The sequence below is a fragment of the Actinacidiphila oryziradicis genome (assembly GCF_005047355.1).
Lineage (GTDB): Bacteria > Actinomycetota > Actinomycetes > Streptomycetales > Streptomycetaceae > Actinacidiphila > Actinacidiphila oryziradicis.
On sequence record NZ_SUMC01000194.1, the window covers coordinates 1 to 7,963 of the forward strand.

General features: G+C 64.8%; 8 protein-coding genes. 3 read left to right on the forward strand and 5 right to left on the reverse strand.

Translation table 11 applies throughout. The features are described from left to right. Window positions 1–205 precede the first annotated feature (205 nt). On the reverse strand, window positions 206–1,294 hold the full coding sequence (locus tag FCI23_RS52710) for a tyrosine-type recombinase/integrase (protein WP_136731096.1): 1,089 nt from the start codon (window positions 1,292–1,294) through the stop codon (window positions 206–208). Here FCI23_RS52710 and FCI23_RS52715 point away from each other — a divergent pair. Further along, window positions 1,293–1,868, forward strand: a complete 576-nt coding sequence (locus tag FCI23_RS52715) for an MFS transporter (RefSeq protein WP_246144885.1) — start codon at window positions 1,293–1,295, stop codon at window positions 1,866–1,868. The genes FCI23_RS52710 and FCI23_RS52715 overlap by 2 nt on opposite strands. A 100-nt stretch (window positions 1,869–1,968) precedes the next feature. Beyond that, complete coding sequence (locus tag FCI23_RS52720) at window positions 1,969–2,406, forward strand: hypothetical protein (protein ID WP_136731102.1); 438 nt, start codon at window positions 1,969–1,971, stop codon at window positions 2,404–2,406. Window positions 2,407–2,604: 198 nt separating this feature from the next. Here the strand turns inward: FCI23_RS52720 and FCI23_RS52725 are convergent, their stop codons facing one another. The 4 genes from FCI23_RS52725 to FCI23_RS52740 form a co-directional block, all read right to left on the reverse strand. Further along, window positions 2,605–2,937: a hypothetical protein gene (locus tag FCI23_RS52725; RefSeq protein WP_211265871.1), complete on the reverse strand. Its 333-nt coding sequence runs from the start codon at window positions 2,935–2,937 to the stop codon at window positions 2,605–2,607. Between the two features lie 158 nt (window positions 2,938–3,095). Further along, on the reverse strand, window positions 3,096–5,717 hold the full coding sequence (locus FCI23_RS52730; RefSeq protein ID WP_136731105.1) for a M48 family metalloprotease: 2,622 nt from the start codon (window positions 5,715–5,717) through the stop codon (window positions 3,096–3,098). A gap of 3 nt (window positions 5,718–5,720) precedes the next feature. Beyond that, complete coding sequence (locus FCI23_RS52735) at window positions 5,721–6,206, reverse strand: hypothetical protein (protein WP_136731108.1); 486 nt, start codon at window positions 6,204–6,206, stop codon at window positions 5,721–5,723. A gap of 623 nt (window positions 6,207–6,829) precedes the next feature. Next, window positions 6,830–7,156: a transposase gene (locus tag FCI23_RS52740; protein WP_136731111.1), complete on the reverse strand. Its 327-nt coding sequence runs from the start codon at window positions 7,154–7,156 to the stop codon at window positions 6,830–6,832. A gap of 294 nt (window positions 7,157–7,450) precedes the next feature. On the opposite strand from FCI23_RS52740, the gene FCI23_RS52745 reads away from it, so the two are divergent. After that, on the forward strand, window positions 7,451–7,894 hold the full coding sequence (locus tag FCI23_RS52745) for a hypothetical protein (RefSeq protein ID WP_136731114.1): 444 nt from the start codon (window positions 7,451–7,453) through the stop codon (window positions 7,892–7,894). The last annotated feature ends 69 nt before the right edge of the window (window positions 7,895–7,963 follow it).

Here is a 7,963-nt window from a genome sequence, read left to right on the forward strand (position 1 = left end):
AGATCCGTGACTACATCGACAACTGGAACACCGACGCCAAACCCTTCACCTGGACCGCGACCGCCGACGAGATCCTCGCCAAGGTCCGACTCGTCCAGACCAACATCAAGAAACTCGTCGACAACAAGGCGAAGTGACACAAACAGGATCACGAGACACTAGTGAGTCTTGCACATCAGAGGCGGCCTGGGTCAAGTACTCCGGCTCAGGCCGCGGTGCGCTCCCCGTCCGCCGAAGCGAACAGGGCGCCGAATGCCCGCACGGTGATGCCCTCCACGGCAAGCGGTGGATGGGCGTAGGTGTCCCAGGTCTCGGAGAACTCCGCGTGCCGGGAGAGCGCCTGCACGGTCTTCGGATCGTGGCCGGATGCGCCAAGCCGCGTTGTGTAGAAGTGCTTGAGAGCATGGAACCGCGTCCCTGAGGGCAGCCCGGCGCGCTCGACCGCGGTGCGCCATTTGACGTTGAACGCCGATCCCCGCATTGGCCGGCCGTACCGGTTGGTGACGATCAGACTCTCGTCCGGCGGTACCTGGTAGCCCATCCTCCGCCGCTCACGCTCCCGGTCCTCGGATACGGGCGGCACCTGGGGATAACGGGCGATGTGTTCGGCCAGCCGCTCGATCAGGAAGTGGTCGACCGGCAGGGTCGCGTAGCTGGCCTTCGTCTTGAGTCCTGCGGCCTTACCTTCCTGCCGCTGTTCCTCAATGTAGATAAGATCGTTCTGCCAGGCGACCGCCGAACGCTTCAGGCCGAACGCTTCACCTTCGCGAAGTCCTGCACATGCCCCGATCCACACCAGAATTTCCCATCGCGGTTCGACTTCCCGCATCGCCGCGGCCAAGGCAGCGACTTGCTCGGGGGTCAGCGCAACGGACTCTCGCTCCGTGACCTCTGGAAGGTCGATGCGGGATACGATGTTTCCTGGCAGCGGGACATCCTCGTCGATCATGTAATTCATGAGGAGCCGCCAGGTCTTGAAAACCTGGACGACGGTAGAAGCCTCATCGATGCCGGGTCTCTCCATCAGGAAGTCGACGAACGCCATGGTGTCACGGCGTTTCAGTGTCTGCGCTGCCCGTTTTCCTGCAAACGGAATTATGTGGCAACGGATATGGCTCGCATAATTTTTGGTCGTATTGTTATTCTTTTTCTTCTTCCGTCTCCGCTCGATCATCTCGTTCGCGTAGGACTCGACTGTCCTGTTGCCGATGTCCGGATCGACCCAGGCGTTGGTGCGCATGGCCACGCGCACCTCGTCCAAGTGGTCGCGGGCCTCCTGCCAGGTGTCGAACATGCTGATTGCGGTTTTTGCTGCTGACATCGACTACCGGCAGCAGTATTCGACGCTCCCCGTCTTCCTCGCCGACCACGGACTCAGCACTGGCTTCTACGGTGCGCTCATCGCCATCAACGGCGGACTTGTCATCTGTTTGGAACTTCCCGTAACCGTTGCTCTCCGCAAGCATGCCCCCCTGCTGATCACCGGCGTCGGCCTGTGCCTTCTCGGTTCGGGCTTCACAGCGCTGATCGCCGGAGGCAATGCCGCGACGGCTATTGCGATGATGGCTCTACTCACCATCGGCGACATCTTCTACAAGTCACCCTCCACGGCCTTCGTCGCCGACCGGGCTCCCCACCACCTCCAGGGCCGATTCCAGAGCCTGTACGCGGGCGCCTCCATCAGCGGAGTCGTGCTTGCCGCGCCACTCGGCGGTGCGGTTTACCAAGCGGCTCCCAAAGCACTGTGGCCGTTGTGTGCCGCCCTCGCAGTCGCCGCTGGCTTGGCGGTCCTGGCGGCACGCCGACTGACGAGGCTCCCGTCGACAGAAGCCGAGCAGGGTTCTCTCACGGCGCTAGCCCGGGACTGAAGCCCGGTACTCCGGCTGTAGATCGTGATCTTGATGGCTTTCGGCAGGGCTGTCCGGGTTCGTGCTTTCCCGAGGCGGCCTGAGCAGGCACCATGCACGGGTGAGCATCATCATCAAGTTCTTCATCGCCCCTGACGACACCTCAGCAGCGAGCTCCGTGGACAGCGGGCCGGACGGAGGCTTCGGCTCACTGACCTGCGGCAACTTCGATGCCTCCGAGGCGGTGATCGAGTCGGAGAGCCTGCTCACCGGGCACAGCTTCGAGGGGCTCGTCGCATCCGATGAGCCGCATTCGGTTGCCGATCTCGGAGAAGAGGGCGGCCCGCTGCTGTTCGTCGTCTCGGACGCGCTCCAAGGGGCGCTGACCAGTGCTTCGACTGATCGCCTTGCCGAGGTCGGCGAGCTGTGGATCCATGAACGGGCTGCCGAGGGCGAGACATTCGACCCGAAGATGGTGGGGGAACTCCTGAGGGATCTGGCGGACCTGGCCCGCACCGCTGACGGGCGGGGCCACGGCCTGTACTGCTGGATGGCCTGACGTCTGGGCTGCCACCGGTGCAGTCCCGCCATCTGGAGCGGGGCGGGACGGGTGCGGCCACCGGTGATCATCGTGGTTTGTGAAGACAACCTTCTCGTCTTCGGTTTGCTCCCTCCACGTGTTCGCTGTCCGTCGGCGTCGAGCCGCGGCAGGACAACCGGCCACCTAATAGAAGCGCTTCGCGGGCGCACCACCCCATCAGCCGTTGCTGCCGAGGCTGAGATGGGCGGCGTTGGTGCAGCCGTGGGAGTCGCAGCGGTGGCACAGGACGGGGTCTTCGGCACCGGACCTGCCGAGTTGGGGTATGACCCCGTTGGCGAGCTGGTAGGCGAACAGGTGGGCGGGGACCGTGCCGCGTCGCGATGCCCCCGGCAGGCTCGCGGCCCTGAATGACCCATGTCCGGTGGAGCTGACCGCGGCAAGCCAGGGCCGGCACTGCTGGTCGGATGACATTCTCGGCAGGCGCAGAGCACGAGACGCGATCATGCCGGACGGGAACACACCCAAGTACAGGGCGGTCCTGACCTGCACGGACGTAATAATCGGCACCCGCAGGATCTTCCTGGAGCACTACGCGCCGCGCCGGCAGGAGATCTCCGAACCACCACCGGGCTGGGTGGGTTGCGCCGACGGAACACCCACTCCCCCCGGGCGGCAGCGCCGCCAATTGACGTCGGAGCTGTCGGCGGTCAGGCGAGCTCGCAGCCCAGAAGGGACTCGACGCCGTCCAGGGTGCTGCCGCAGACGTCGTCCTGGATGATCTGGATCAGGTCAGGACCGGTGATCTCGACGCCGACTCCGAAGGCCCGGGCCGCGGCACTCCGCGAGTTCGCGATCAGGCCGAGCAGCAAGGCCCCTGAGGTTAGGACACCCTCATCGTATGCGTGGCTGATGCGAGCCGCCACGACCAACGCCTCGGTCAGGGTCCCGGTCAGCCGGAGGCCGCGCCATCGGCCAGCCGGGGCCGGATCGGGATCCGGGTGGCGGGGGAGGGTGAGACGGGCCATGGGGACGGAGCGGACGGCCACGTGCTGCCAGTCGGTGACGGTGTCGGCGAGGACGAGCTGAACGAGGACCAACTGGGTGTCAACACATCCCCCGCTTCCTTCACCCGCCAAGGCCACTTGTTCCAACGCCGCGCCGACGATGTCCGAAAGCGTGACGTCGGCAAGTGGTTCGGCCGTCGCATCCGCGTCAGGAGCGTCCGGGCTACGGGTCGGGGCAGGTACTGACGGTGTGACAGGAGCGATGGGGATCACAGCCGCATCGGTGACGAACGCCCGCTTGATCACGGCGGTGAGAACCGTGGCCACGCCGACGAGAAGTTGGCCGCCGGCCAGGAGGTCCATCGCGGTGGTGCCGATGGACCGCTGTCCGCCGTTCCCGAAGATCTCGAGCAGGAGGAAACTCGTCAGTCCCGTGAAGAAGCCTGCGGCCATGGCGAACGGGCCGGAAAGGGCGTTGGGGACGCGGAGTGTCGTCGTCACCGCGGCTCCGCACATCGCAATGACGATCAACGCCTCGCGCGAGGTGATGGTGTCGCCGAGCCCCACCCAGCGATTGAAGCCCGGGAAGAGCGACAGTCCGAACGTCCAACAGCCGAGTGCGGCCAGCGACCACCACACGGCACCATTGCGGAGGAGCCCATTCGGCTGCCCCGATCCGTACAGCGACCTCGTACTCGGGATGAGCGGGACCACCCACGCTGCTGTCAGGATGATCGCGACCGAGCCTCCGTGCCCCATCAGTCCCAGGACCTGCAGGGCCACCCCGTGCCACAGCGGGGAAGTCAGCCCCGTGTCGAACAGTGAGGGCCTGCCTGCGTTCTCGTAGATGCCCCCATGAACCCGTCCGCAGAACACACTCCAGCCGTAGAGCAGCAGAAGCGTGACGAGGTAGGCCGCGAGGCGTACCATCCCACGGTTCATGGAGCCGAACCGGCTGCTGTGGCCGGACCCGCCGTCCGCGTCCTCGGCGTCGGCCTGCCGGGGGAACCATCCGAACGCGACCGCGACGGGCCAGCGCACCAACGCGACGGCTGCGGCAAGCGACGCAACAGCGATGATCAGAGTCGTCGGCAACGACGGTGTGATGTGGGTCGTCAGAAGGTACGCCTGGTAGTCCCCGGCCGTCAGGCCCCCCGCGAGCACCAGGGCCAGCTGGGTGGTGCGTGGCGGCAGCCCACGCAGGAGGTTTGCCCAGGCGTGACGCCACATGCCCGTGGCCAGCACCGCGGTGACGGGAACGGCCACGATGGCCGCTGCCAGGGCAGCCGCCGACCCCGACTGCGGAGTGGCTTCGAGAATGAAGTACAGATCAACCGTGAGAACGCTGATCGTCACACCGGCGAGAAATCCTGCGGCGAGCGCGTACCACGGGGGGAATCGCAGCAACGTGAAGGGATCTCGGATCGCTGCCGCTCGCGCTACGGGATCAGGGTGGTCGGCGAACGCGCGCCGCAGGAGGCGGGCGGGGCGGTTCGTCTTCTTCGCTGCTGCTTCGAGCGCATGGGCCATTCCGGCCGGGAACAGGTCGGCGGCCCAGACGTCGGCCTGCAGTTCGCGGGAGCGCAGGAACGCGCGGTACAGCAGTTGGATCACGACTGCCATCAGCGACAGTTGGGCAAACGCGAACAAGGTCTGCGTGGTCGACCGGTGGATTTCCAGGTCAACTCCGAGCTGGAGGAGAAGGAACGCCAGGAAGAGCGTGCGAGTGGCCCGCATCCCTTGAAACGACCTGATGTCCTCGGCCCTCAAGTGGGCGAGTTCATGCACGATGACGGCATCGAAGGCTTTGCCGGATGTGCCAGCCATCTGGGACAGGGCGAGATCGTCGTTGGACACGGCGATGAACCTTGTCCCCCTGGATCCGCCCACCTGGGTCTTACCCAGGCCGGAGCGTGTCGCATAAACGTAGGGATGCCATCCGAGGACCCTGTCCGCGAGTTCTGCGATGCGTCTCTTCTGCGCCGCGTACTCCTGCCTGAGCGGAGCTCTGAGCCGGCTCTTGAGCGGGACGTGCATGAAGTAGGCCAGTGCCCCCAGGATCAGCGCCGAGAGGAACTTGTGGAGGGAGTCGACCGCGAGATGGTGCATGACCGTTGACGCGCACGCCTGTTGAGCCGGCGTTCGCCACGTCTGCCGGATCAGGAGATCGGGAACCAGCCTCCCGCACGGGGTGAGCTGGATCGCCCGGTTCTCGGAGAGGACGTCCACCCAGAGCACGTTGGACAGGACGGCGGTCGCCGACAACAGCAGCAGGTACGTGGTGTTGGGGGGAAACCGTCGGACGTCGACCTGTCGATCCCCCACCGGTCAGTCCCTGCTGTCCAGGAGGCTGCCGATGAGTGCGTCAACCATCGCCCGCGCCTTCTCGGGCTCCACGCCCGCGTCGATGGCCGCCTTGAGGGCGCGACTCCTGGCCGAGGCCAGTCTTTCGGCGGTCAGCGGGAGAGGGACGGCAGCCTCCGTCAGTGCCTTCTTCCGGAAGATCTTTGTCACGCGGTGGGTGATCGCGTCCTTCGCCGTTTCGGCCAGTACTCCCTTGGCCACATCGCACATCAGAAGGGCGACCGGAGTGAGTGCGGCCACGACGTCGAGACCGCTGCCCAGCGCACCGGGTCCCCGCATGCCGCGCAGTCGGCCCATCGATCGCGCCGCGACGTAAGGCTCGGCAAGGGTCCGAAAGGCGGGAATCTCCTCCGGTGCCACCACCTCGATGATGCGTAATGCCCAGTTCTCGGTTGAGGGGAGCTGCGCGGGTTCCTGGGACGCTGAGGATTCCTCGGAAAGTCCGGCCATCGCCCAGCCTTTCAGTGAGCCACGCAAGGAAACTGCCGTGGGAATATATGCGATTAACGAACCACGCTAGCAGGGCGAGCGATGCGAGAAGTGCCCTTTGCTCGATCCCACCCGGGCCGCGTTTGAGATCTGTTGCGGCCCCAGGGGGCCCGTCGAGAGATAAATGTTGCCAACTGAGCGTAATCGGTACAGCTCATGATGGTCAGCGGCAAGATCGAAGATGCTGGTTATCTCCCGACGGGCCCAGGGTCCCGGCGTTTGCCTGACTCGTCTGGTTTGATCACGTGATGCCGTAGGCCCCTACCTCCTCGCCTTCGTCCCAGGAGTCGGAGCTGGAAGTCACGGAGTTGCCCGCCACGCATATGTGCTGTTCAAAGGCATCACGGTAACGTCAGCGGTCCGGGCGAGCAGTCCGAGATCGGCTCACCCGGTCTTCCGCAGCAGCTCGGAGGAAGTACACGTCTGGTCCGGCCTCGATCGTTCACGACAGCGGCCTGTTGAGCGTCTGCCCGTGATGTCGCGTTCGTTCTGCCCGGTGGGCTTGGCCGGGTAGGCGTGCGCGTCGACTGTCGCGTCGGGGCGCCGGGTTCCACGGGCCCGGGGATGGCGGTGCGGTCCTCCTCTCACGGCTCGGCGGGGTGGGGCAGGGCCAGTAGGCGGCGGAAGGCGGTGACGATCTGCGCTGCCCAGGGCCAGGTTCGGGGGATCTTCAGGCGGCGTCGGCGCTGGCCGCGTACGAGCACAGCGGGCACGTGCAGGAAGCGGTAGCGCAGGGTCTTGGGGGTCGCGGTGGCCATCTCGCCATCGCAGGCCAGCAGCTGGAGCCAGGCACGGAGGTCGCAGGCGAGGGCGGTGACGGTCAGCCAGGCCTGGTTGATGCTCATCCAGCGGGAGGGGAAGCGGGCCAAGCCCGGCGTTGCGCCGGACCGGGCGGTGGCCGGACCTCTCATCAGCGTCTCCGACGGCACCTCCCGGGCCCGGTGACACCCCCCAGGTCATGCCTTCGACAGGGGGACACAGTCATGCCGGGCCCGGAGGCCAGCGGCCCTCTTGCAGGACCACGAAAAACATAACGGGGGGGGGCAACTCCTCGAATGCGTTGTTCCGGCCCTTGACCCTACGTTACGTGTTGGCAGATGGCGTAACTTCCCTTGGTTTTTATTATTGCACATTACATAACCACTTGCACGTACCCACCTCCAGGAGGATACTTCAGCCAATACACAACAGGGGAAGATGAGGAAATGGCGAGCGATATTTCGGATGCGGTAATCGAGCAGGGTATTGCGCGGGACGCGGTCTTCGTAGGCCGGTTCATTCGAGACCTCAGCGACCCTAGCAAGAGGCCGCTGTATGGAATTTTGCCGTTCTGCATCATCCCCTATTTTTCCCTGTTTATTCATGAAGCGAAGCTCAAGCCGAACCACATCGACCCTGCGGCACTCGCCGCACTCTCGCCGGAAGCTGAAGAGATTATCGCTCGCTCTCGGCACAGCCTCAAGCTTTTCGAGGACAAGAAGCGGTGGATCACGGGGCAGGTTGATTACTTCAATGACAAAATTCTACTGGCGCACTCCGGTCATTTTCTCGGAAATACCTGGTTGCCAATAGCTAGGTTTCTCGAAACCGACCTAGTGTCTCGTGATCCTGTTTGTGTCACTTCGCGTTGTTGTCGACGAGTTTCTTGATGTTGGTCTGGACGAGTCGGACCTTGGCGAGGATCTCGTCGGCGGTCGCGGTCCAGGTGAAGGGTTTGG

Coding starts and splice junctions, on each gene's coding strand:
- FCI23_RS52715 (WP_246144885.1), top strand. CDS start 1,293: ATGCTGATTGCGGTTTTTGCTGCTGACATCGACTACCGGCAGCAGTAT.
- FCI23_RS52710 (WP_136731096.1), bottom strand. CDS start 1,294: ATGTTCGACACCTGGCAGGAGGCCCGCGACCACTTGGACGAGGTGCGC.
- FCI23_RS52735 (WP_136731108.1), bottom strand. CDS start 6,206: ATGGCCGGACTTTCCGAGGAATCCTCAGCGTCCCAGGAACCCGCGCAG.
- FCI23_RS52740 (WP_136731111.1), bottom strand. CDS start 7,156: ATGAGAGGTCCGGCCACCGCCCGGTCCGGCGCAACGCCGGGCTTGGCC.
- FCI23_RS52745 (WP_136731114.1), top strand. CDS start 7,451: ATGGCGAGCGATATTTCGGATGCGGTAATCGAGCAGGGTATTGCGCGG.